Genomic DNA, 23,108 nt, shown 5'->3' with positions numbered 1-23,108 from the left:
CGGTCAGTTTTTGTTGGCTAGGAAAAGCAACGATAAGTCGAGAAGCCCCCACTTCAAGCCACCTGTAAGGGTGGTAAGTGGTGGGAGTAGTTCACTGGGCAATCCAGCATATGAACGATTTGCTTTGTGGCAGCTGAATGAAATGGAAAAACAGAACGTAACACTTCATCTATCGAAGAAAGAAATTTCCGAATTGCTCCAACAGCTGAAACAGTACGACCTCAGTCAGCAGCCTGAAAAACTGAACAGACGACCACTGTTGTTTTGGCATGGCAAAATGGATCAAGTAGTGCCATATGAGTCAGCCTATCATTTTTATCAGCAAAATAGGAAAAACTATGAAGGATCAGCGGAAAAGTTTGAATTTATTACCGATGAGCATGCAGGACACAATGTCACCAACGCTGGGGTCGAGGCTTCGGCAGAGTGGTTTGCTAAGCATCTCTAGACCTTCTGCTTTTATTAGGAATGAAACATTGTTATGATAGAAACAAGCAAAGTATTAATAAAGGAGTGTTCACCAATGGATGAAGAATTAAAAGATAGCATTATGGGTGCGCTTGAGATGGTCGTAGACCCTGAACTTGGTGTTGATATCGTGAATTTAGGGCTGGTATATGATGTCGACTTGAATGAAGAAGGACTTGCTACTGTAACAATGACCTTGACCTCCATGGGCTGTCCGCTAGCTGGTACAATCGTTGAGCAAGTAAAATTAGCCCTTGCCGACCTTCCGGAAATCAAAGATACCGAAGTAAACATTGTTTTCAATCCGCCATGGTCAAAAAATATGATGACGCGGTATGCAAAAATTGCCCTCGGTGTTAGGGATTAATAAAACTTCCAAAACAGCAGAAAATTCTCCTGCTGTTTTTTTTATAGAATTTAAAGCACAGGACACAAAAATGTCATAGAAAAAGCGCGTTTGGCGATGTTGTATGTGAGTTAGTTCACTTTAACATGTTGGAAACACTTATATACTTTTGATATGGAGAAGTACTTAAGGAGGTGCCAATATGTTGGAAAGAGATTTTAACCACGACCCATTCATTGTGATTTGGGAACTTACACGAGCTTGTCAGTTAAAGTGCCTGCACTGTCGCGCAGAGGCACAATATAGCAGAGATCCTCGTGAACTGTCATTCGAAGAGGGAAAAGCGCTAATTGACCAAATTTACGAAATGAATAATCCGATGCTTGTTTTTACAGGCGGAGATCCCTTAATGAGGGAGGACGTATTTGCGATCGCGGAATACGCAGTGAAAAAGGGTGTCCGCGTATCGATGACACCAAGTGCGACACCGAATGTAACGAAGGAAGCGATTGAAAAGGCGAAAGCAGTCGGCTTATCTCGATGGGCGTTCAGCATCGACGGTCCAACAGCTGAGATTCACGATCACTTCAGAGGTACAGCGGGGTCCTTTGACTTAACGATGGAAAGAATCAAGTATTTGCACGAGCTCGAAATTCCGATTCAGATCAATACCGTTATTTCACGATATAATATAGATTATTTAGAGGAAATGGCAAAAATGGTTGAGGGTCTGGATTGTGTCCTGTGGAGTGTGTTTTTCCTTGTCCCGACAGGACGCGGCCAGGAAAAGGATATGATCTCCCCGGTAGAGCATGAAAAAGTGTTCCAGTGGCTCTATGATGTGAGCAAACGAGTGAAGTTTGACATAAAAACAACGGCAGCTCAGCATTACCGTCGGGTTGTTATCCAGCAAAAAATGCGTGAGGCAAAGAATCATACGGATGAAATTGATTACTTGACGGCGCTGACAAGTGAAGGTTTGACGGGATCGATGGATGGTCTTGGCCGCGCTCCTAAAGGGGTCAACGATGGAAATGGGTTTGTATTCATATCCCATATTGGAGACGTATATCCGAGTGGATTGCTGCCTGTTAAAGCAGGGAATGTCCGGGAACAGCCCCTTGCTGAAATTTACAGGGAATCCCCTATATTCAAGTCACTGCGAAACCCAGATGAATACAAAGGAAAATGCGGTGTTTGCGAGTTTAGGTTTGTTTGCGGAGGTTCTCGTTCGCGCGCCTATGCCATGACGGGTGACTACTTGGAAAGCGAGCCGTTCTGCGTCTATATTCCAAAAGCGCTGAGAAAACAAAAACAGGAAAGCTAACAAGCGCAGGAGAGAATTTTGCAGCAAAAACGGCAGCTCACATCAAACGAGCTGCCGAAAACGTAAAAGCGAGTGAAGCTATCACTCGCTTTTCTTAAAAGTATAAAATTCACTTTGAGAATTGTCTAGCTCCTGCGCTTGTCGGGGCTGACCAAGGCGCTTGTGCTTTTCCTATCAATCAATCGAACAGAAAACTGCTGGACAATTTTCACAGCCAATTTCCTGGCGTAAGTACTCTAAATCATGTATCAGGATTTTCCCGTTTTTAATGGAGATGATTCCTTCCCGTTTTAACTCATTTAGAATCCTGTTTGTACTCTCGCGGGAAGTGCCGCAGAAATTGGCCAATTCCTGATTTGTTAAAGGAAGATCAATCAAAATGCCTGTTTCTCTTTGTTCACCGTAGCTATTCGTCATTCTGATCAATGTGGAGAACAGTGCACCTTTTTTCCCGTTAAGGACTAAATCACGGAATTTTGTCTGCGTTTTGCGGAAATGGTCGCTCATCCATTTCATAAATTCAAATGCGAGCGTTGGATTTTGGAAAATCTCCTTCTCAATCACATCTTTGCGAATTGCAGAAATGGTTGCATCCTCCAGAATCAATGCGCTAAGCAGATACTTTGGCGCTTCGGTAAATAGGGTTAATTCACCGCAAAGATCATTTTTCCCGCAAATTCGTAATGCGAGTTCACGGCCATCCTTGGTAATTTTGCTAATCTGCACCTTGCCGCCAAGAACCAAATAAAGCTCCTCTGCCTCCATGCCTTCTTGGAACAAGTACGTGCCCTTGGTAATCTTGAATGTTCGGTCTGCAAATTGGAGCAATTCTTTAATTTCAATTGAATGAGTTAGTTTCGTTGTGTTTGGCATGGTCATCACCCTTTTTCAATAGTTATCATCCGTGGCACTTTGTTCTGGTGATAATAATAACACCTAGATAGTGTTAACTAAATGACGTTTCAGTAAATGTCAAAATCTCGTCACAATCATCCGTTGATCCGTTCACATTTTTGCAACAAAGTCCTTTATGTATAGTATATCGATTAAAAAAGCCAACTGCTTCTGAGTTTGGCTGCAACTGTGTCAGTTCAATGAACAAAGTTACAGGGGAGGAAATAGCTTCGACTATGTGACCATGTCTTGCCTGCAATATGACAACATAATGACATTTCACCATAAAAACACTATCCGGGCTGTTTTTATGGTGTAATATAAACATAAGTGAAAATCAACAGTTTTAAATAAAGGACTTTTCATGTTACAGTGAGAATAGTAACAGTTACCGATATTTTTAGCTGGTAAAATGTCCATAATCATAACTTCTATAATTGGAGTTGACACAAATGGGAAAAACCATAATAAAAGACAAATTAAATAGACCGCTGCGTGATTTACGTATTTCTGTCATTGATCGTTGTAATTTCCGTTGCCAGTATTGCATGCCTGCTGAGATTTTTGGACCTGACTTTGCATTTTTGCCTAAGAGTGAGCTATTGTCCTATGAAGAAATCGAACGTTTGGCAAAATTGTTCATTGAGCTGGGAGTGGAAAAAATTCGGCTCACAGGCGGCGAACCTTTGATGCGCAAAGACTTGCCAATCCTTGTCAAGAAGCTTCATCAGTTAGAAGGACTGAAAGATATCGCGTTGACAACTAATGGTGTCATGCTCCCTAAATATGCCGAAGAGCTTTTTGAAGCAGGCTTAATGCGTGTGAATATTAGTTTGGATAGCTTAAAGGATGAATTATTCGGCAAAATAAATGGCCGAAATGTTGGGGTAGGACCAGTAATCAAGGGAATTGAAGCAGCGAAAAAGGCCGGATTAGGCGTAAAAATCAACATGGTTGTTAAGAAAGGCCTGAATGATTCCGAGATTCTTCCGATGGCAGAATTCTGCAAAAAGGAAGGACTGGAGCTCCGTTATATTGAGTACATGGACGTAGGCAGTACAAACGGCTGGAAGATGGATGACGTCATCACCAAAAAGCAAATTTATGACATGCTGAGTCAGCATCATGAACTAGAGCCGGTTGATCCCGATTACTATGGGGAGGTCGCCAAAAAATACCGTTACAAAGGAACTGCTATCAATGTTGGCTTCATCTCTTCCGTTTCAGAGTCGTTCTGCTCCAGCTGTACAAGATCCCGTTTATCGGCAAATGGCCAGATTTTCACCTGCCTTTTCAATGGCAATGGTCATGATATCCGTGACTTCATGCGTGCCGGTGCAACAGATGACGAACTCCGTGAACGAGTGACAGCAATTTGGAATCATCGCACCGATCGTTATTCAGATGAACGCACAGCTGAAACAGCAGGAAAAAGAAAAAAGAAGATTGAGATGTCCTATATAGGCGGCTAAAGACTCCATTTTGGAGTCTTTTTCTGCTTCAACGTATTTTTTTAGAATAAGAAAGTACAAATTTAACTTCGAGAGTTGTCAAGCTCCAGCGCCTAGCCCCTCGAGACATTTCGGTCCGCCCGATGAAGTCAAAGAGCGACTTCTTCGGGCGGACCTCCGAGGCACAGGACGTGCTAGACCCGCTAGCCACAGGACGTGGCGTTTTAGGCGGGCAACGCTTGTTGGGGCTGATCAAGGCGCTTGCGCTTTTCTTTGGGAATAAGCATTTTGGGCATACTATGTTTCCAACCGAAAGGGTTATGGGTATATAGGAATCTACAATAAATAAATGGTGGAGACTGCCGAATGCTAAAGAGAAGAATGGATTTTTTATTTGTAGTTATTTTAATAGTGTGCGTTTATATAGTCTTTTTTACTGGATACAGCCAGACAATGAAAATAATGGCGATTGTGGGATATTCTTTGATCCTGTTTATTAGTATCTTTTCGCTGATGCTGGAGAACCGGTCGGCACCACACACATTGATGTGGATGTATGTGCTGCTGGTATTTCCAGTCGCCGGGTATTTCTTTTATTTATTTTCTGGACAGCTGTATTTAAAAGGGTATTTATACAAAAGCAAGCGTATTAGAGACCGTGATCAATGGGAAAAGCTGATGAGGAGGGAAGAGTCAAGGGACCTTTCTTTCTTAACCGAAAATCAGCTTTGCTTTGCAAAATATGCAAAGAATGCAACTATGACCCCGATTACGACAGCATCAAGAGTGAAAATTCTTAAAAATGGGGACGAAACTTTTTCTGAATTGAAACAGAAATTACGTGAAGCGGAAAAATTTATTCATATGGAATACTATATTTTTCGTTCTGACCGGCTCGGAAAGGAAATCATCGACATCCTGATAACAAAAGCGAAGCACGGTGTTGAGGTGTTATTCCTGTTCGATGCTGCCGGCAGCATGAAAATTGACGCGGCTGACATTAAAAACATGCAGCATGCAGGCATTCAAGCTGCCCCGTTCTCTCCGTTAAAATACGGTTTTTTCAATCAGAAATTCAATTTCCGAAACCATCGGAAAATTGTTATCATTGATGGTGAAATTGGATTTGTTGGCGGTTTGAATGTAGGCGTAGAATACCTTGGTGAAGACGAGAAGATCGGTTTTTGGCGTGATACTCATATGATGCTGACCGGAGAGGCTGTCTATACTCTGCACAATGTCTTTCTGCTTGATTGGGAATATGTTAATCGTGAAAAGATTCTTGCGCACCAGGTTGCTGAGAAAAAGCTGCATGAAAGCGATGAACTGGATGGGGCAGTCCAGGTGGTTCCAAGCGGTCCGGACACACAGCAAGGCATCATGAGTGATTTTTACTATACGATGATGTCCTGTGCAACGAAGTCGATCTGGATTGCGACTCCCTATTTTGTTCCTGATGAAGCGATACGGACGGCATTAAGAGTCGCAGCAGCGAAAGGGATCGAAGTGAGGATCATAGTGCCAGAAATCAACGATAGCTTTCTGACTCAGTATGCCAGCCGTTCCTACTTCTCGGAACTGCTGCGGAATGGCGCTGAAATTTACTTGTATAAAAAGGGGTTCTTGCACCAGAAGGTCATCATTGTCGACGGAAATATTGCATCGATTGGAACGGCCAATATGGATATGAGGAGCTTCCATCTTAATTTTGAAGTAAATGTTTTCCTGTTTGGGTCAAGTTCGATCCGAGATCTGGTGGCACACTATGAACAGGACCTTGAAGATTCAGCGAAACTCAGCCCAGTCCAATACTATAAGCGGGGGCTAAGGGAAAGAACGAAGGAATCTTTCGCCAGGCTGTTTTCAGGGGTATTGTAGCTGGACAAATCCATAATATGGAAAATAGTATTGTGATTAAAGGGTTTTTCGTACACTTCACAAAAAGTCTACATATTTTTTGAAAGTTTTATGAGAAAATACGATGAGATTTGTTATCTATTCATTTTTCCATTACTCTTATACTCAAAAGAGTAATCTATCAAGTTAAGCGTGCAATAGGAGCTGATTATATGTTGGAACGAAGGAACCCTATCCCGATCGGAGAGGCAGTCAAAAGAGTCATGGAGCACAAGCAGAGTGGCTCAACTGAATATGTATCAATCAATGAAAGCTATGGACGGTATTTATCAGAGGATCTGAAAGCGACGAGTGACGTCCCACATTTTGACCGGGCGCCATACGATGGCTATGCAATCAGGTCAGTCGATTCAGAGGAAGCATCCCAAAATCAGCCAGTAGAATTTGAAGTGGTAGACCATATTGGGGCAGGAATGCTAACCGATAAGGAACTTGGACCCTTCCAGGCTGTTAGGATCATGACTGGGGCACAGATGCCAGTTGGCGCTGATGCGGTGGTCATGCTGGAACTATCGAAAGAAGTAGACCGAGACGGAAAAAAATATATGGAGACGAAACGAAAGCATCATAAAGGAGATAATGTTTCCTATCGTGGGGAAGATGCGCAGGAAGGGGAAGTGCTTGTCAAAAAAGGCACTTTCATCAATCCCGGAATCCAGGCGATGCTGGCAACGTTTGGCTACGCTCATGTCCCTGTTGCAAAAAAGCCGGTAATTGGCTTGTATGCAACCGGCACGGAACTGCTTGATGTCCATGAGCCGCTTGAACCGGGAAAAATCCGCAACAGCAATTCCTATATGATTTCCGCGCAGATCCTTAGGGCGGGAGCTGAAGTTAAATATTTTGGACAGCTGCCTGATGATTTTGACACCTGCTTTGATGCAGTAAGCAAAGCGATGGAGGAAGTGGATTTATTCATCACAACCGGGGGAGTTTCCGTTGGGGATTACGATTATCTGCCGGAGATTTATGCAAAACTTGGAGCAGAAGTCCTGTTCAATAAAGTAGCAATGCGTCCGGGCAGCGTGACCACCGTTGCTCAGCTGGATGGAAAGCTGCTGTTTGGCCTGTCTGGAAACCCTTCTGCTTGTTATGTTGGATTTGAGCTATTTGCGCGGCCAATTATTAGGACAATGCTGTTCACCGATAAGCCGCATCTAAGAAAGGAAAAGGCGATTCTAGATGCCAATTTCCCTAAGGCAAATCCGTTTACTAGGTTTGTCAGAAGCGCTCTGGCCATTGAAAACGGCAAGCTGTCCGTAACACCAAGTGGCCTTGATAAATCTAATATCATTATGAGTTTAGCGGGTGCGAATTCCCTGATGATTCTTCCAGGAGGATCAAGAGGTTTCGAAACGGGAACTGAAGTCGAAGTTCTGCTCCTTGAAGACCATGCTGGCAGTGACTGGCCTTGGTAAAACCAATGCTGTTCCAGATAGTAGGATATCAGAATAGCGGAAAGACGACCTTGAGCCTTACCCTTATAAAGCGATTAACAGCAGCCGGCCTGAAGGTTGCAACAGTGAAACACCATGGTCACGGAGGCAAGCCTGATATAGCAAAAGAAAAGGATTCCGAACGCCATATCGGCGCAGGAGCTGTTGTCTCAATTGTCGAAGGTGGGGGCAGGCTCGTTGTTCATGCGGAAAAAGAACAATGGTCACTGGCTGAAGAAATAAACGTAGTATCCAGTTTTCAGGCAGATGTCATCCTGATAGAGGGTTACAAAAGGGAGCCCTATCCAAAAGCTGTTATTCTTAGGAACGAAGCAGATATAGAGTTAGTAAAAGACCTTGCCAATATTCAAGTGGTTTTTTATCGTGACCCGATTGTGGTCAACTTATTGAAAGATTGTCCTTGTCCAGTTTTTCAAATGGAAGATGACAGAGGAATCGTTTGGGTTCTTGAGTACCTTCTCGATCAAGTTTAATCGGAACGACGATTTTGCGCGCAAAGATCCGATTCTTTTTTGACAATTCGGTGTCAGTTGGAATTGTCACTGCCAAAAATGTGATGTGTTTCACTTGTCGAATCTCCCGACTGGTTTAAAGTTAAGGTAGGAACCAAAAGGGAGTGTTCATTCATGAAATTATTTATACCGAAACAGCATGGAGCCTGGGCGATGTTGTTCATCCCTTTCTGGCTTGGAGCAGCGGCAAGTGAAATCGTCTGGCAGCATATCCCGTTTTTTATTGGCTGGCTGCTGCTATATTTGGGAACCTATCCGCTTTTATTGATGTTCAAAAAAAAGAAAATCCCGTTTTATCGCAAATGGGCCATGATTTATATTATTCCAGCTTTGATATTCTTAATGGTTCCGTTATTCACAACCCCATCGATCGTGTTCTTTGGGTTAGCAATGATTCCCTTCTTCACCCTTAACGCCTATTTCTCTGCTAAAAATAATGACAGGGCTTTATTGAATGATCTCAGTGCAATTATTGTTTTTTCCATCGCAGGCCTGGCTAGCAATTACCTGCCTAGTGCAGAAATGAATCCGCACGGGATTCTTGTGTTTGCGTCAAGTATTTTATTTTTTACAGGAAGTACTTTCTATGTGAAAACAATGTTCCGGGAAAAGAAAAACAGTTCGTACAAGTGGATTTCTTGGATTTATCATCTTCTCGTTCCGCTTTTATGGCTGGGAGTAGGAGAAGCAATTGTCGCTGTTGCGTCAGTACCAAGCCTGATCAGAGCCGTTGCACTTTACGGAAGACCGCTTAGCGCCATGAAGGTGGGAATTTACGAAATTGTAAATGCAGCAATGTTTGTCCTCATCATGCTTTTGGCAATTTCATAAAACAAGCAAAAGCCGCCAGAACTCTGGCGGCTTTTGTTATAATATCAGAATTTATCTGTTTAGCCTTTTTTGTAATTGCGGGAAAATTGGGCGTGGATCCCAATATTCTTAAACGAATCTTTTTTGTTGATAGACTCCGAAGGCGAAAAACGTCTCGAGGAGTTAGCGGCAAACAGCTTGCCTAAGCGTTGGGCTATGTGCAAATGCTGGACAAATTTATTTTGACAGGTTTGAGGGTATAGAGCGGAAAGTTGTCAAGAAACCCCCGTTATTTTGACAGGTTTGGGTGCTTTGAGCGAAAAGTTGTCAAGAAAACTCCGTTATTTTGACAGGTTTGGGTGTGTTGAGCGGAAAGTTGTCAAGAAACCCCTGTTATTTTGACAGGTTTGGCGTGAAATTACTTATTTGGATAGTGATTGGCTCGGTTGCGATCGGAATAGGTTTGAGCGGAGCGAGGGGAGGCTCGCCAGTCTCCTCGCGGAAATCGAGTGTCTGGAGTAGAAATCGATTATCAGCCAAACCAAAAAAGGACCGGGCGGTTTCTGCCCGGTTTTTCTTATTCAATATTGCATATTTCGCTTGGGCAGTTTTCGCAGTCAATTTCTCGTCTCAGCATATGGAGTTTGTGTACGGTTATAAATCCTTTGTCGATGGAGATGATTTCTTGTTTTCTAAGCTCACTCAGTAATCGGTTCACGACTTCCCGTGATGTACCGCAGAAGTTGGCTAATTCCTGGTTTGTCAAGGATACATCTATTTTCGTGCCGTCGGCTGTTTCCACACCATAGCTGTTCACCAAACGGATCAAGGTAGAATACAATGCACCTTTCTTTCCGTGTAGAACGAGATCCCTGAATCTTGTTTGCGATTTGCGATGTTGCAGCGACAGCCATTTCACGAGTTCCAGAGCCAATTTGCTATCCTTTGCAATTTCGTCCTCAAGCAGGTCCTTTGGAATGACCGCTACACTCCCGCTTTCGAAAGCCCTGGCATTTAAAATATGCTGCGATGTCGGACTGAATAACGTCAATTCTCCGACCAACTCACCCGCAGAGCACATTCTAATGGTCAGTTCACGTCCATCAGAAACCATCTTGCTAATTTGAAATTTTCCGCTCTGAATAATATACAGCTCGTTTGCAGTATTTCCCTCTTCAAAAAGAAGACTGCCTTTATTAATCTTTTTGATTCTATGAACTTTTTCAAACAAATTATTCATATTTGGTGACAAGATTGTAGCCGTCAACATAGCGATTCCCACCTTTTTAGAAATCTATACACCCGTCCGTATCTAATATTAATATTATTATATTGTAAAGCATATAAAATCATCAATGTAATTGTGAAAAGTTCACATATTGTTAATAATTTAGTTGCTTTTTTTTCGTTTCATTTTTATAATAAAAGGAACTTCACTAATAATTATAAGTTTAATTGATTATTTATGCATAAGTTGAAAGGAGGAAACCAATGAAGGCAGCTATTATTGGAACGTCAGGTTATGGTGGCGGAGAGCTGATTCGTATACTCAATAATCATCCATTTTTCAGCATTCATTCCGTACATACAGCAAGGGAGGAAAGGCCGATATCTTTCGAGTATCCCCATTTAACAAATATTTTTGAACAAGTCCTTACAAGCATCGATCCTGAAAAAATTGTCGCCGAATCAGATGTTGTCTTCCTGGCAACACCATCGAAGGTTTCCGGAGAACTTGTCGAAAGCTTTTTTCATAAAGATATAAAAGTCATCGATCTGTCCGGAGACTTGAGATTAAAAGAATCCGATTCTTATAGGAAATGGTATAAACATGAGCCAGTAGCTGAGTCAGTTCTGACCGAGGCAGTGTATGGACTTAGTGAATGGAACAGAGAGAAAATTGCCGATGCAAGCATTCTCGCTAATCCAGGCTGCTATCCAACTGCAGCGCTTCTCGGTCTCGCGCCGGTTATCAAGGAAAAAGTGATCGATCCCAAAAGTGTGATCATTGATGCTAAATCGGGCGTATCAGGGGCAGGAAGATCTCCATCATTAGGCACTTTGTATGCTGAGTTAAACGAAAATTTCAAAATTTACAAAGTAAATGAGCATCAACATACCCCGGAAATTGAACAGCAATTAAGTCTTTGGAATGGGGCAGAGATGAAGATAACCTTCAGCACCCATCTGATTCCAGTTACGAGAGGAATCATGACAACCATGTATGTCAACCTAAAAAAAGAGATCGATACGGTGAAATTGCTGGATTTATATGAGGAAACCTATTCCCGACACCCCTTTGTAAGAGTTAGGAAGAAAGGGATTTTTCCGGCGGTGAAAGAAGTAAAAGGCTCGAATTACTGTGATATTGGCTTGCATGCGGACAGCAGGACGGGGCGGCTGACAATTGTATCAGTCATTGATAATTTGATGAAAGGCGCGGCAGGGCAAGCCGTACAAAACGCCAATATTATGTTTGGATTAGATGAAACGGCGGGTCTTAATCTGATGCCGTTGTATCCATAAAGGAGGATTCACAATGTACCAAGCTACAACAGACAAGAAATGGATCAAAGATATACCGGACGGCGGGATTTTGACTCCAAAAGGATTCAAATGCAGCGGTGTCCATGCGGGATTACGCTATAACAAGCTGGATCTAGGGCTGATTGTTAGTGAGACACCAGCAAGCTGTGCTGCCGTCTACACTACAAGCCATTTTCAGGCGGCTCCTCTTGTCGTTACTCAAGAAAGCATTGCGCGCGAAGGAGTTCTCCAGGCAGTCATTGTCAACAGTGCATGTGCAAATGCCTGCACAGGTGATCAGGGATATCGTGATGCACTAAAAATGCGGGAGCTGACAGCGGCAAAGTTTGGGCTGCCAGAACATTATGTAGCCGTTGCCTCCACGGGAGTCATTGGTGAATTTTTGCAAATGGAAAAAATAGAAGCTGGAATCGCAAAGCTTGCTATCGGAAACGATCAAGAGGATGAAACAAACTTTCAAACGGCGATTCTGACAACTGATCTAGTCACGAAACACGCTTGTTATTCAGCTGAGATTGATGGTAGGACCGTGTCGGTCGGCGGGGTAGCAAAAGGGTCTGGTATGATTCATCCGAATATGGCGACGATGCTTGGATTTTTAACAACAGATGCCAATATATCAAGTGAAGCACTGGCCAATGCGCTAAAAGAAGTAACCAATACAACTTTTAACCAAATCACAGTCGACGGCGATACCTCAACAAACGATATGGTTCTTGTCATGGCAAATGGTGAGGCCGGGAATCGACCACTGCATCCTGAGCATCCGGAATGGCCAGTGTTTATTGAGCTTTTAACAGAAAGCTGTGCCAGCCTTGCAAAACAAATCGCCAGAGATGGAGAAGGAGCGACAAAGTTGATTGAAATTTCCGTATCCGGTGCATTGTCTGATGAAGAGGCTAGAATGATTGGCAAGCAAATAGCCGGGTCCAATCTTGTCAAGACAGCGATTTACGGAGCGGATGCTAACTGGGGTAGGATCATTGGCGCAATTGGCCAAAGTGAGGCAAGCGTAAACGCGAATAATGTAGATATTGCGTTTGGTGATATCACCATGCTGAAGAAAAGTACACCGATGGCTTTCGACGAAGAAAATGCAAGGGAGTACTTAATGAATGACAAAGTCGAAATCTTTGTGAATCTAAATCTTGGGGATGGCCAAGGAATGGCATGGGGTTGTGACCTTTCGTATGATTATGTGAAAATTAACGCTAGCTATCGGACTTAAAAAGGGGAGGATTCTTTGAAAACGATAGTCATGAAATGTGGCGGAAGTGTGCTGGAGGAACTTGATGACCCATTTTTTATCAGTCTTAAAGAGTTGATGAATGACGGATATTTTCCGGTCATCGTTCACGGGGGAGGCCCGGCGATCAATTCCATGCTTGAGTTTTATAACATGACTCAAAACTTCAAGAATGGGCTTAGGGTAACATGTGAAAAGACAATGGAAATCGTCGAAATGGTCCTGTCTGGCCAAACAAATAGGCAGCTGTGCGGCATATTGACGAAGCAGGGATTCAATGTTCTTGGCATGAATGGGAGCGACGGCTTGTGTCTGGAGGCCGATTATATCGATAAACATGAATTAGGTTTTGTAGGCAAGGTCACCAACGTAAATACGGACTTGATCATGATGGTAGTTGAGTCGGGTTATATTCCGGTAATTACTCCGATTGGAATTGCCGAGGATGGAAGCAAGCTGAATATCAATGGTGATTACGCCGCTGCATCGATCGCAAAAGCTTTGCATGCCGAGCGCTGTGCATTTGTGACCAATGTTGATGGCATCATAATTGACGGAAAACTTGTCTCGGAATTAACCGCTCTTGAAATAGAAAACTATCTATCTGATGGCAGCATCTATGGCGGAATGGTACCGAAGGTAAATTCTGCACTAGCAGCAACAGCTGCCGGGGTAGAAAAAGCGATGATTATTTCTGGCAAAAAGCCATTCTATAAAAATAACTGCTGGCATGGAACTGTAGTTGCCGCAAAGGAAGGGATGTTAAAATGAGTCATTTATTCCCCACTTACCAGAGATGGGAAATTGAGCCTGAGCATGCGAGTGGTTCCATTATTCATGGAAAGGATGGACGTTCATATTTGGATTTTACTTCTGGAATCGGTGTTTGTAATCTTGGGCATCGCCCAGAGGCTGTAGAACGTGCAATTAAAGAACAGCTCGGATTATTCTGGCATGTATCGAATCTGTTTCCGCAAAGTATTCAAGAGGAAGCGGCAGAGAAACTTGCGAAAGCTGCTGAATTGGATTATGTGTTTTTTGCTAACAGCGGTGCAGAGGCCAATGAAGCCGCTATAAAACTAGCGAGAAAAGCCACTGGCAAAAAGAAAATCATTACGTTCCTGCAATCCTTTCATGGACGTACATTTGCTGGCATGGCGGCGACTGGGCAGGAAAAAATCAAGCAGGGATACGGGAGGATGCTCGAAACCTTTGTTCACCTACCATTCAATGATCTAGAAGCGTTAAAAAATGAATTAGACGATGATACAGCAGCCGTAATGATTGAAATTGTTCAGGGGGAAGGCGGAATTCATGTCGTTCATAAAGAGTTTATCGAAAATACCGAAAAACTCTGCGCAGAAAATGGAGTACTGCTTATTGTCGATGAAATCCAAACGGGAATTGGGCGTACAGGAAAGCCGTTTGCCTTTCAGCATTTTGGGATATCGCCTGATATTATTACAGTTGCAAAAGGGCTTGGTAATGGATTGCCGATTGGGGCAGCCATCGGCAAAGCGCAACTTGCAGAACATTTTGGCCCGGGAAGCCATGGATCCACATTCGGCGGAAATCCGATTAGTACTGCTGCAGCTTGCGCTGTGATGGATATTATATTTAAGAGTGAATTTCTTGAAGAAGTAACTGCCAAAGGAGATGCTTTATTTCAGCTGCTTGATCAAGAGCTTGGCAGTTTGGAAGTGGTAAAAGAAATAAGGGGCATCGGCTTGATGGTAGGAATCGAATTGACTGTTGCAGCCCAGGACTATTTAACGAAGCTGAGGGAATCGGGATTGATTGCGCTGCCAGCTGGAGAAAAAGTGATCAGACTTCTTCCACCACTAAATGTAACGCACGAGGATCTGCAAAAAGCAGTATTTAAACTAAAGGAAATCTTGATAAATCAAACGATAACAGCGTAAGAGCTGTGTATTTTTTTAAAAATAAATGAATAAAAATTGATATTAATAAATAAAAATTCAACTGGAGAGGTGACAAATGGAAGGATATTTGCATCTGGCAGACGGAAAGAAATTTCAGGGATCCTTGCTTGGCTCGCTACCTGAGGATGGGATCGTCGGGGAAATCGTCTTTTTTACAGGAATGACAGGATACCAGGAGGTACTGACCGATCCATCCTATAAAAATCAAATTATTGTGTTCACTTATCCTTTGATTGGAAATTACGGGATAAATGATCAGGATTTCGAAAGCAAGAAGCCGCATGTAGCAGCGGTGATTGTCAGTGAAGCTGCGAAAGAAGCATATCATTATGAGGCACAGCACTCTTTTACCGAGTATCTTGAGAAATGGAATATTCCTATCCTGGAGCATATTGACACCCGTGAGCTTGTAAAAGGGATTCGACAGAATGGAACGATGCCGGCAGTTGTCACAGCCAGTCCGGAAAATGCAGTATGCTGCGACACAATCAGCAGTCTGAAAGTGAAAGAGGTTTCTGTCCCATCCCCTGTAACCATTGGCAGGGGGAGCAATCATATTGTTTTGGTTGATTATGGCTTTAAAAAGTCGATTGCCGAATATCTTGTTAACCAAAAATGCCTTGTTACAATCGTTCCCTACAATTATAGTGCATACCAAATTTCAGCACTAAAGCCTGATGGGGTGCTTTTATCCAATGGACCAGGAGACCCGAAAGAGTTAATGGATCAGCTGCCGGAGATCCGGAAGGTGGCTGAATATTATCCGGTGTTAGGAATTTGCCTCGGCCATCAGCTTGCTGCCCTCGCTTTTGGCGGGGATACGAAGAAAATGCTGTTTGGGCACCGCGGAGCAAACCAGCCTGTATTCGATGTCACTGGAAACCGAGTCTTCATGTCCTCACAAAATCACAGTTATGCGGTCGATCAAAATAGCATTGAGCATACTGGTTTAAAAATACGCTTCCTTAATAAAAATGACCAGTCCATCGAGGGGCTTTACCATGAGAAACTGCCGCTGATGACTGTTCAATTTCATCCAGAAGCAAGTCCTGGACCTGAAGACAGCATTTTCATATTCGAGGAATTCATCAATACAGTCCAATACAGAAAGCGGAGAGAAATTAGCTATGCCTAAGGATACAAGTATAAAATCCATATTGGTCATTGGATCGGGACCGATTATCATTGGTCAGGCTGCAGAATTTGATTACGCAGGGACGCAAGCTTGCATTGCCTTGAAAGAAGAAGGCTACCGCGTCATCCTTGTCAACAATAACCCAGCCACCGTCATGACGGATCATGTGTTTGCAGATGCAGTCTATTTTGAACCAATGACAGTGGAGAGTGTAGAAAATATCATCAAAAAAGAAAGGCCAGATGGCATTCTCGGGACACTTGGCGGCCAGGCAGGATTAAATCTGATATTCCAGCTGAGTGAAGAAGGAATCCTTGATGAATACTGTGTGAACGTACTTGGCACTTCCGTGTCGAGCATCAAACAAGGGGAGGACAGAGAAGCATTCCGAAGCTTGATGCATAAGCTTGGTGAACCCGTGCCAGAAAGCAAAATTGTTCAAAAGGTAGAAGATGCGGCTGATTTTGCAGAAAGAATCGGTTTTCCACTAATTGTCCGTCCAGCCTACACACTTGGCGGAACCGGAGGAGGAATTGCCAAAAACATGGCTGAATTGCTTTCGCTCGTGTCAGGTGGATTGAATGAAAGTCCGATCAATCAATGTCTGGTAGAAAGAAGCATTGCCGGCTTCAAGGAAATTGAATACGAAATGATGCGTGACTCTGCTGGAACTTGTATCGCCATTTGCAATATGGAAAATATCGATCCGGTCGGAATCCATACTGGTGACTCCATCGTTGTTGCACCTTCGCAAACACTGACGGACACGGAGTATCACATGCTCAGGACTTCCGCCATAAAAATTATTTCTGCTCTAGGAATTGTCGGCGGCTGTAATATCCAGTTTGCTCTTGATCCAGTAAGCAAGGGATACTTTTTGATTGAAGTGAATCCGAGGGTCAGCCGGTCTTCCGCACTCGCTTCAAAAGCAACGGGTTATCCGATTGCCAGAATGGCAGCAAAACTGGCAGTTGGATATAATTTGGCAGAGCTCAAAAATCCGGTAACGGGCAATACATTTGCCAGTTATGAGCCAGCGCTCGATTATGTAGTAGTAAAAATCCCGAAATGGCCGTTCGAGCAATTCCCGAAAATTGACCGCAGTCTAGGGACACAGATGAAAGCGACAGGCGAAGCGATGGCAATGGATAGAAGCTTCGAACGTGCATTCATCAAAGCCGTCCGCTCCCTTAACCTTAATACTCAGGACTTGAAGCTGCCTGTCCTCACGGATTATTCCGTTGAGGAGCTGTATAGCTTAGTCGACAATCAGACAGATCAACGGATTTTTGCATTGCTGGAACTGCTCCGCAACGGGGAGAAAATAGAATCTCTTCATGAAAAAACCAAAATCGATTTGTTCTTCCTGGCAAAGTTCCAATCATTAATGGAGCTGGAGAAGACAATTGCGATGTACGATATCGAAAGCATTCAGGCATCAGCCCTTCGGAATTTTAAAGAAAAAGGATTTAGCGATGCCTTTCTTGCAAAACAATGGAATGTATCGGAGTCACAGGTAAGAAAGCTCCGTAAACACCAAGGTATCATTCCAGCTTACAAGATGGTCGATACATGTGCTGCTGAATTTGAATCGACATCCAATTACTTTTACTCCAGCTACCTAGGAGAAAATGAAGCTGTGGTCTCGCGAGGAAAGCGCAAAGTACTCGTGATCGGAAGCGGACCGATCAGCATCGGCCAGGGAATTGAGTTTGACTATTGCTCCGTTCACGGCGTCTTCGCCCTAAAGGAAGAAGATGTTGTAACGATTATGATAAATAACAATCCGGAAACAGTCAGTACTGATTTTGCTATTTCCGACAGACTGTATTTCGAACCATTAACAATGGAAGATATTTTGAATGTAATAGAGCTAGAAGAAATAGAGGAAGTCATTGTCCAGCTAGGCGGGCAAACAGCTTTAAATCTAGCCAAGGGATTAGAAGAAGCGGGAATTCAGCTGCTGGGAACTACTTCCGAAACCATTGATGTGTTTGAAGACAGAGATGAATTCTACAAGCTGTTGAATAAGTTGGCGATTCCACATGTTAATGGGGAGACAGCTGCAAACGAACAAGAATTGCGAAAGGCAGCAGCACGCCTTGGATACCCTGTACTGATTAGACCATCGTATGTGATTGGCGGACTGAATATGGTCATTGTACGTAACAATCAGGAGTTAAGGGAAGTTCTCGAAGCGGGAACGATCCCATATCCAATCCTTGTTGATCAGTATATGGAAGCTAGAGAGGCAGAACTTGATCTCGTCGCAGATGGGGAGCATATCTTGATTCCAGCAATCATCGAACATATAGAGAAGACAGGTGTCCATTCAGGCGATAGTTTTTGCATGATTCCAGCCCAAAGCTTTTCCAAACAGACAAAGCAACGGATGGCAGATTATGCCAAGAGAATTGTGAGCAATTTGAAATACAAGGGATTAATGAACATCCAATTCATTGTTAAGGATGATGAAGTATATTTACTGGAAGTCAACCCGCGCTCAAGCAGAACGATGCCAATCGTTAGCAAGGTCGCTGGAGTGGATTTAGTGAACAAAGCGACAAAAATATTGCTCGGGAAATACTTTTTGTCGAAGGATGAACTCAAACTAGATACGGATGCACCATTCATCTGGGTGAAACATCCAGTATTCTCAAACTTTGCATTAAAAGGCTTGGATAGCAAAACGGGTCCGCAAATGATTTCGACGGGGGAAGGAATAAGTGTAGGAACCACATTCCAAGAAGCCATCAATAAAAGTTTTCATTCGCTTAATGGAAAAAGTGTTCATGGTGCGATTGCGATTGCCGATCAAAGCGTATTAGCCGAAATGGAAAAGGAGTTCCCTGCGATTCCGTTTGTAGGCACCGATCATTTGAAGGTAGATCCCTTTATTGCTGCCTTATATTGTCCTGGGAACAGCAAAGAAGATATTGATCTAAGGGAGTGGGCGGTAAAGAACAGGAAGATCATCTTGACACAAAAGGAAACATTGTATGCTTTACTAAAAAGCCTATCCGTGCAAACCTGGAATGTAAAATCACTGGGAGAATGGCTGGCTGAATATAAGGGAGTGGTGGCAAAATGACAATGGTACAACAGCATGATATCAATCTAAAAAGCCGGGATTTACTAACACTTGCACATCTAGAAAAGGATGAAATTTTGGGATTGCTGGACAAGGCGATTATCCGCAAAGAGAAGACGCTAAAAAAACAATTTGATCAGCCCTTAAAAGGGAAAATCCTTGGAATGATTTTTGATAAATCTTCGACTCGAACCAGGGTCTCTTTTGAAGTGGGTATGATCCAGCTTGGAGGAAGTGCACTGTATTTAAATGGCAAGGATCTTCAACTGGGCAGGGGCGAATCGCTAAGCGATACAGCCCAAGTACTATCGCAATACCTGGATGCCATCATGATCAGGACATTTTCTCATAAATCGGTGGAGGAGCTGGCATATCATGCCGATATACCGGTGATTAATGGGTTGACCGATTTAGATCACCCGTGTCAGGCGCTGGCCGATTTGATGACAATCTATGAAAAGAAAGGAAAGCTAGAAGGATTAAAGCTGGCATATATCGGCGATGGCAACAATGTTGCTCATTCTCTAATGATTGCCTGTACAAAAGTGGGTATCGACATATCGCTTGCATGTCCTTCTGGTTATTTTCCGGATTCGCAAATTACATCCCTTTGTGAAAACTTTGCAGAAAAGAGTGGTGCAAAACTTGTCCTAACAACATCACCAACAGAAGCTGTTGCTCAAGCAGATGCAATCTATACAGATGTATGGACCAGCATGGGACAGGAAGAAGAAAACGAAAAAAGAAAAAAAGATTTTCAAAATTTTCAGGTGAATGCTGAATTGCTGACATCAGCAAAAGAAGATTACCTGTTCCTCCATTGCCTTCCTGCACATCGAGGAGAAGAAGTAGCCGCAGAAGTCATCGACGGGAAACACTCCGTAGTCTTCGAACAGGCTGGAAATCGCCTTCATGCCCAAAAAGCTTTACTAGTTGAAATATTAAAGGACTAGATCAAAAGCGCAAGCCTTTAGATGGTAAAAAAAGGATAAAATAAACATTCATACTTCGGTTTTGGTAAGCAATAATATACAAGACAGAATACTAATGAAGGGGGATGGAAAATGGGACAGAGTCATCAGTTCCGTGCTGGACAAAAGGCACCCAATAATGGTATTTATATTGAAACCGGTGAAACAGGAAGCAATATTAACAACCCGCAAAAAATTAAGCTGAAAACCGGGGATCGTTTTCCGGAAAACTCAAACGATGATCGTCACTGGACATACTTGCCGAAATTTAAATAAGCTGCAGGAAAGCCATCCCTCGTGGATGGCTTTACTTTATGGGGAATTTTATTATAATGGAGTTAAAGGTCAAAAAAGGTCAAACGAGTGATGGAATAGAATGATGAAAAACGAACAGGGAAAAACCGCTAGTGAGATTCAAAAAAAGTTAGGGGGATTCAGACAGTGACTTCGACTTATGAAGTTTTAAAGAAATATGGGCGTGACCTTGTTGAGGAAGTACGTTCAGGCAAAGTGGACCCGGTAATCGGCCGGGATAGTGAAATACGCAATGTAATTCGTATCCTGTCCAGGAAAACCAAAAACAATCCAGTTCTGATCGGGGAACCTGGCGTCGGCAAGACTGCGATAGTAGAAGGACTGGCGCAAAGGATCGTCCGTAGAGATGTTCCTGAGGGCTTGAAGAATAAGACGATATTCGCATTGGATATGAGTGCGTTGATTGCTGGCGCGAAGTTCCGAGGCGAATTCGAAGAGAGATTGAAAGCCGTTTTGAATGAAGTGAAAAAGAGTGAAGGGAAAATCCTGCTGTTCATCGATGAACTTCATACAATCGTCGGTGCTGGGAAGACAGAAGGCGCAATGGATGCCGGAAATATGCTAAAGCCTATGCTGGCACGCGGCGAGCTTCACTGCATCGGTGCGACAACCCTCGATGAGCATCGTAAATACATTGAAAAAGATCCTGCATTGGAACGAAGATTCCAGCAGGTACTCGTAAAAGAACCGGACGTTGAGGATACGGTATCAATTTTACGGGGATTAAAGGAAAGATTTGAAATTCACCATGGTGTAAACATCCATGACCGTGCACTGGTTGCCGCTGCCACCTTATCCGATCGTTATATTACGGACAGATTCTTGCCGGACAAGGCACTTGACCTTGTTGATGAAGCATGCGCGCTAATTCGTACAGAAATTGATTCGATGCCTTCGGAGCTTGATGAGGTAACCAGAAGGGTCATGCAACTGGAAATTGAGGAAGCTGCATTAAACAAGGAAAAAGATGATGCCAGCCGGGCACGCCTTGAAATTCTTCGTAAGGAACTCGCAAACTTAAGGGAAAAAGCGAATGGAATGAAGGCAAGATGGCAGCAGGAAAAAGAGGAAATTCAAAACGGGAAAAACGTGAAATGCTTGAAAAACGGCGCCGTGAACTGGAAAAGGCGGAAAATGATTATGATTTGAACAAGGCGGCTGAATTAAGGCATGGCCGTATCCCTTCACTGGAAAAAGAGCTGAAAGAGCTTGAATTGGAAGTCAGCAAGAAAGGTGACAGGCTTCTCCGAGAGGAAGTAACCGAAGAAGAAATTGCTGATATCGTTTCACGATGGACGGGGATCCCCGTCATGAAACTCGTTGAGGGAGAACGGGAGAAGCTCCTTAAACTTGAAAGCATTCTGCATGAACGAGTTGTCGGGCAGGACGAAGCGGTATCTCTTGTTGCCGATGCAGTTCTACGGGCAAGAGCGGGCATCAAGGATCCAAACAGGCCTATTGGCTCTTTCATTTTCCTCGGACCTACCGGAGTTGGGAAAACGGAGTTGGCTAAGACGCTGGCACAGTCCTTGTTTGATAGTGAGGAGCATATGATTCGAATCGATATGTCCGAGTATATGGAAAAGTATTCTGTATCAAGGTTGATCGGCGCTCCACCAGGATATGTCGGGTATGAAGAGGGAGGACAGCTAACAGAGGCAGTAAGAAGGAATCCGTATTCTGTCATCCTTCTCGATGAAGTGGAAAAGGCGCATCCTGAAGTATTCAATATTCTTCTGCAAATGCTGGATGATGGCAGGGTAACTGATTCTCAGGGGAGAACAGTCGATTTTAAAAATACTGTCATCATCATGACATCGAATATTGGTTCTCAGAATTTGCTTGAGCGACAGGATGGAGCTGAAGACATCTCATTAGAAACAAGGGACCTCGTCATGTCCCAGTTGCGTAGCCATTTCCGTCCTGAATTCCTGAATCGCGTCGATGAAATCATTTTGTTCAAGCCACTAGCATTGAATGAAATCAAAATGATCGTCGAAAAATTGGTTTCGACGCTGCAAGAAAGGTTGGCAGATCAGCAAATCCAGCTAAATATCACCGAAGAAGCGAAAGCGTTTTTAGCTGAACATGGTTTCGATCCAGTATACGGTGCAAGACCATTAAAGCGATTCATCCAAAGAAGCGTGGAAACAAAGCTTGCGAAAGAAATAATTACAGGTACGATTAAAGAGAAAAGCCTGGTGGAGATTGGAATTAAAAACGGGGAAATTAACTTACAGATTGAATAAAAAAACGAAAAAAGTCATCCATTACGAAATGGATGACTTTTTAACAACGTTTTCTTTCCTTAATGACCATGTTTTTCTTCGGAATCTCCAGGAAGAACAGCAGGAATCACAAGGATGATAATGGTTGCCAAAATAGCCAGGATCGTGCTTTGAACCAGATCCAATCCAACGCCGATCATTGCTCCGGCTACATAATTGAGCATGAGAACAAGAAGGAATGTCCAGAATAAAGTCCAGAAATATTTCACGATTTTCACCTCTTACCTTAATTAAATCTTTTTTCATCTTACCACAAGCCATCTATATTATAACTAATATTTAAACAAAATGAAAAGCGTTTCCATGTAATCAATCGATTTTTCCGCCTGTAGCAATTATGATAGAGATGTGGTTGGAAAAAGTCAATGTGACAGTTCTTGGTTTAATGAG

Annotated in this window: 19 protein-coding genes and 1 pseudogene; 17 read left to right on the top strand and 3 right to left on the bottom strand. The window is 43.2% G+C overall.

The window, feature by feature from the left end; translation table 11 throughout:
* The 3 genes from J2S25_RS09100 to J2S25_RS09090 form a co-directional block, all read left to right on the top strand.
* On the top strand, positions 1–448 hold a 448-nt coding region (locus J2S25_RS09100), incomplete at its 5' end, for a prolyl oligopeptidase family serine peptidase (RefSeq protein ID WP_307191737.1).
* Between the two features lie 75 nt (positions 449–523).
* A complete protein-coding gene (locus tag J2S25_RS09095; protein ID WP_044395498.1) occupies positions 524–835 on the top strand; it encodes a metal-sulfur cluster assembly factor in 312 nt (103 codons plus the stop codon).
* A 181-nt stretch (positions 836–1,016) separates the two neighbouring features.
* Positions 1,017–2,141: a TIGR04053 family radical SAM/SPASM domain-containing protein gene (locus J2S25_RS09090; RefSeq protein ID WP_307191736.1), complete on the top strand. Its 1,125-nt coding sequence runs from the start codon at positions 1,017–1,019 to the stop codon at positions 2,139–2,141.
* Between the two features lie 174 nt (positions 2,142–2,315).
* Here J2S25_RS09090 and J2S25_RS09085 read toward each other — a convergent pair whose 3' ends face one another.
* A complete protein-coding gene (locus tag J2S25_RS09085; RefSeq protein WP_307191735.1) occupies positions 2,316–3,014 on the bottom strand; it encodes a Crp/Fnr family transcriptional regulator in 699 nt (232 codons plus the stop codon).
* Between the two features lie 473 nt (positions 3,015–3,487).
* On the opposite strand from J2S25_RS09085, the gene moaA reads away from it, so the two are divergent.
* The 5 genes from moaA (at position 3,488) to J2S25_RS09060 (ending at position 9,203) form a co-directional block, all read left to right on the top strand.
* A complete protein-coding gene (moaA, locus tag J2S25_RS09080) occupies positions 3,488–4,507 on the top strand; it encodes a GTP 3',8-cyclase MoaA (protein WP_044395505.1) in 1,020 nt (339 codons plus the stop codon).
* 345 nt (positions 4,508–4,852) lie between these two features.
* Positions 4,853–6,364 carry a cardiolipin synthase gene (gene cls, locus J2S25_RS09075; protein WP_307191734.1) on the top strand — a complete coding sequence of 504 codons (1,512 nt, stop codon included), beginning with the start codon at positions 4,853–4,855 and terminating at the stop codon, positions 6,362–6,364.
* 191 nt (positions 6,365–6,555) lie between these two features.
* Complete coding sequence (locus J2S25_RS09070; protein ID WP_044395509.1) at positions 6,556–7,821, top strand: molybdopterin molybdotransferase MoeA; 1,266 nt, start codon at positions 6,556–6,558, stop codon at positions 7,819–7,821.
* Entirely contained in the window at positions 7,815–8,333 is a 519-nt protein-coding gene (mobB, locus tag J2S25_RS09065) for a molybdopterin-guanine dinucleotide biosynthesis protein B (RefSeq protein WP_307191733.1), read from the top strand. The genes J2S25_RS09070 and mobB overlap by 7 nt, the downstream gene beginning before the upstream one ends.
* A 153-nt stretch (positions 8,334–8,486) precedes the next feature.
* The gene (locus tag J2S25_RS09060; RefSeq protein WP_307191732.1) at positions 8,487–9,203 is read left to right on the top strand and encodes a YwiC-like family protein; all 717 of its coding nucleotides are present in this window, start codon (positions 8,487–8,489) and stop codon (positions 9,201–9,203) included.
* 556 nt (positions 9,204–9,759) lie between these two features.
* Here the strand turns inward: J2S25_RS09060 and J2S25_RS09055 are convergent.
* Positions 9,760–10,422, bottom strand: a complete 663-nt coding sequence (locus tag J2S25_RS09055) for a Crp/Fnr family transcriptional regulator (protein WP_044391954.1) — start codon at positions 10,420–10,422, stop codon at positions 9,760–9,762.
* Positions 10,423–10,673: 251 nt separating this feature from the next.
* On the opposite strand from J2S25_RS09055, the gene argC reads away from it, so the two are divergent.
* The 9 genes and pseudogenes from argC to J2S25_RS09010 all read left to right on the top strand — a co-directional run.
* Complete coding sequence (gene argC / locus J2S25_RS09050; RefSeq protein WP_044391951.1) at positions 10,674–11,708, top strand: N-acetyl-gamma-glutamyl-phosphate reductase; 1,035 nt, start codon at positions 10,674–10,676, stop codon at positions 11,706–11,708.
* 13 nt (positions 11,709–11,721) lie between these two features.
* Positions 11,722–12,957: a bifunctional ornithine acetyltransferase/N-acetylglutamate synthase gene (gene argJ, locus J2S25_RS09045; protein WP_044391950.1), complete on the top strand. Its 1,236-nt coding sequence runs from the start codon at positions 11,722–11,724 to the stop codon at positions 12,955–12,957.
* Positions 12,958–12,972: 15 nt separating this feature from the next.
* Entirely contained in the window at positions 12,973–13,746 is a 774-nt protein-coding gene (gene argB, locus J2S25_RS09040) for an acetylglutamate kinase (protein WP_307191731.1), read from the top strand.
* A complete protein-coding gene (gene argD, locus J2S25_RS09035; RefSeq protein WP_307191730.1) occupies positions 13,743–14,897 on the top strand; it encodes an acetylornithine transaminase in 1,155 nt (384 codons plus the stop codon). Before argB ends, argD begins: the two co-directional genes overlap by 4 nt.
* Positions 14,898–14,973: 76 nt before the next feature.
* A complete protein-coding gene (locus J2S25_RS09030) occupies positions 14,974–16,053 on the top strand; it encodes a carbamoyl phosphate synthase small subunit (protein WP_307191729.1) in 1,080 nt (359 codons plus the stop codon).
* The gene (gene carB / locus J2S25_RS09025) at positions 16,046–19,144 is read left to right on the top strand and encodes a carbamoyl-phosphate synthase (glutamine-hydrolyzing) large subunit (protein ID WP_044391943.1); all 3,099 of its coding nucleotides are present in this window, start codon (positions 16,046–16,048) and stop codon (positions 19,142–19,144) included. Before J2S25_RS09030 ends, carB begins: the two co-directional genes overlap by 8 nt.
* Positions 19,141–20,097, top strand: coding sequence for an ornithine carbamoyltransferase (argF, locus tag J2S25_RS09020; protein WP_044391942.1), 957 nt, complete (start codon positions 19,141–19,143; stop codon positions 20,095–20,097). Before carB ends, argF begins: the two co-directional genes overlap by 4 nt.
* A 111-nt stretch (positions 20,098–20,208) precedes the next feature.
* The gene (locus tag J2S25_RS09015) at positions 20,209–20,391 is read left to right on the top strand and encodes a YjzC family protein (RefSeq protein WP_044391941.1); all 183 of its coding nucleotides are present in this window, start codon (positions 20,209–20,211) and stop codon (positions 20,389–20,391) included.
* Positions 20,392–20,568: 177 nt separating this feature from the next.
* Positions 20,569–22,679, top strand: a pseudogene (locus J2S25_RS09010) (ATP-dependent Clp protease ATP-binding subunit); the annotation flags it as partial.
* 59 nt (positions 22,680–22,738) lie between these two features.
* Here the strand turns inward: J2S25_RS09010 and J2S25_RS09005 are convergent.
* Complete coding sequence (locus J2S25_RS09005) at positions 22,739–22,927, bottom strand: YjzD family protein (protein ID WP_044391940.1); 189 nt, start codon at positions 22,925–22,927, stop codon at positions 22,739–22,741.
* Between the last annotated feature and the right edge of the window lie 181 nt (positions 22,928–23,108).

This window comes from Mesobacillus stamsii, from assembly GCF_030814065.1.
Classification (GTDB): domain Bacteria; phylum Bacillota; class Bacilli; order Bacillales; family Cytobacillaceae; genus Mesobacillus; species Mesobacillus stamsii.
Note: the sequence above shows the minus strand (reverse complement) of the source record. Positions and strands in the feature narration are given on the sequence as shown.

Bases quoted from the DNA above. Each gene is read 5' to 3' on its own strand.
- J2S25_RS09095 (WP_044395498.1), top strand. From the start codon at position 524: ATGGATGAAGAATTAAAAGATAGCATTATGGGTGCGCTTGAGATGGTC.
- J2S25_RS09090 (WP_307191736.1), top strand. From the start codon at position 1,017: ATGTTGGAAAGAGATTTTAACCACGACCCATTCATTGTGATTTGGGAA.
- J2S25_RS09085 (WP_307191735.1), bottom strand. From the start codon at position 3,014: ATGCCAAACACAACGAAACTAACTCATTCAATTGAAATTAAAGAATTG.
- moaA (WP_044395505.1), top strand. From the start codon at position 3,488: ATGGGAAAAACCATAATAAAAGACAAATTAAATAGACCGCTGCGTGAT.
- cls (WP_307191734.1), top strand. From the start codon at position 4,853: ATGCTAAAGAGAAGAATGGATTTTTTATTTGTAGTTATTTTAATAGTG.
- J2S25_RS09070 (WP_044395509.1), top strand. From the start codon at position 6,556: ATGTTGGAACGAAGGAACCCTATCCCGATCGGAGAGGCAGTCAAAAGA.
- J2S25_RS09060 (WP_307191732.1), top strand. From the start codon at position 8,487: ATGAAATTATTTATACCGAAACAGCATGGAGCCTGGGCGATGTTGTTC.
- J2S25_RS09055 (WP_044391954.1), bottom strand. From the start codon at position 10,422: ATGAATAATTTGTTTGAAAAAGTTCATAGAATCAAAAAGATTAATAAA.
- argC (WP_044391951.1), top strand. From the start codon at position 10,674: ATGAAGGCAGCTATTATTGGAACGTCAGGTTATGGTGGCGGAGAGCTG.
- argJ (WP_044391950.1), top strand. From the start codon at position 11,722: ATGTACCAAGCTACAACAGACAAGAAATGGATCAAAGATATACCGGAC.
- argD (WP_307191730.1), top strand. From the start codon at position 13,743: ATGAGTCATTTATTCCCCACTTACCAGAGATGGGAAATTGAGCCTGAG.
- J2S25_RS09030 (WP_307191729.1), top strand. From the start codon at position 14,974: ATGGAAGGATATTTGCATCTGGCAGACGGAAAGAAATTTCAGGGATCC.
- carB (WP_044391943.1), top strand. From the start codon at position 16,046: ATGCCTAAGGATACAAGTATAAAATCCATATTGGTCATTGGATCGGGA.
- argF (WP_044391942.1), top strand. From the start codon at position 19,141: ATGACAATGGTACAACAGCATGATATCAATCTAAAAAGCCGGGATTTA.
- J2S25_RS09015 (WP_044391941.1), top strand. From the start codon at position 20,209: ATGGGACAGAGTCATCAGTTCCGTGCTGGACAAAAGGCACCCAATAAT.